This window comes from Microcoleus sp. w1-18aA5 (assembly GCF_036701705.1).
GTDB lineage: Bacteria > Cyanobacteriota > Cyanobacteriia > Cyanobacteriales > Microcoleaceae > Microcoleus.
On sequence record NZ_JAUPTE010000173.1, the window covers coordinates 1 to 1,379 of the forward strand.

The window sequence follows — 1,379 nt, forward strand, 5'->3', positions numbered from 1 at the left end:
CGCTCTTTCATCACTTTAGCCATAGTATAATATTCCTGAAGTCATCAAATAGTTAAAATGTATGGTCGTACCCCGCCCAGCAGTCTCTACAGTCAGTTTTGTAGACGAATACTGTCTTGCCTATCAACATCTATTTCCCGAGGTAAGAAGTTTTGAAAACTTCAAGTATCTAATTATAGGGATGATTTCGGGAATCAAGCGAAAATCGCTAACAGAAATAGCGAAAGTTGTCGGATTAAAAAATGAACAATCTCTCCATCATTTTTTAACTGTTTCCCCCTGGGATATTAAAGCTTGTCAACAATTAAGATTGTCGTTAATACTAGAGAGAGTCGCTGGAAAAAAAGTCATATTAATAATAGATGAAACCGGAGACAAAAAAAAGGGAAACACTACCGATTATGTGGCGAGACAATATATTGGTAATCTCGGCAAGGTAGAGAATGGAATAGTATCCGTTAATGCCTATGGTGTAGTCGGAAACACGCTATTTCCATTAATGTTTAAAGTTTTCAAACCACAAGCAACTCTCCTACCAGAAGACACATATAAGACTAAACCTCAACTAGCCCTAGAAATTAGATCCGAACTAGAGGGGATGGGATTTAAAATCGTGCAGGTATTAGCTGATAGTCTATATGGGGAAAGCTCTACATTTATACAAGGGCTAAATAAATTGCACCTCAAATATGTAGTGGCAATTCGCTCCAATCACAAAGCTTGGTTGAATAAAGAAGAAGTTACTTACAGTGACTGGCAAACATTTGACCGGGTATTTTCTAATGGCAATGAACAGACAAGATATATTCAAGAAATCATTTGTCCGGGTTCTGGCGAGGTGAGGTACTGGAAGATAACCAGTGATTTTTTGCGGGAGCGAAAAACTAATACTTGGTATTTAATGACTAATATTTCCGGAGATTTATATTCGAGTATTGGGAATCACTATGGTTTTAGGAATTGGATTGAGTACGGATTAAAGCAAGCCAAAAACGAACTAGGCTGGGCCGATTTTCGGGTAACAAATTATCAGCAAATAGCCAAGTGATGGGAAATAGTTAGTTGTGCATTTTTGTTAATTAGCTTACAAACAAACCAGAGAAATAATCAAGTGACACGTGAGAGTGTGTCAGAGGAATCCCAGAGCTTAAATTGCGTTGGGCCACAGGGTATATCTCAAGAACCTTTAAAATATAGTCAGCATGAGTGGTGGAATTTTAGTGGAGGATGGAAATCTACGTTAAATAATTTGCGACTGATAATTCAACCCTATGTCTTTTACAATTTCCTCAAGCCTTGGCTCTTGATTTTTGATATTCCTAGCTTAAAAGCCGGATTTCTAGAACTATTAAATATGATGAATAAGTTTCGTGGATATA

1 pseudogene is annotated in these 1,379 nt (G+C 37.2%); it reads left to right on the forward strand.

What is annotated here, in order from left to right:
* Positions 1 to 61 precede the first annotated feature (61 nt).
* A pseudogene (locus Q5691_RS27530) lies at positions 62 to 1,379 on the forward strand (IS701 family transposase); the annotation flags it as partial.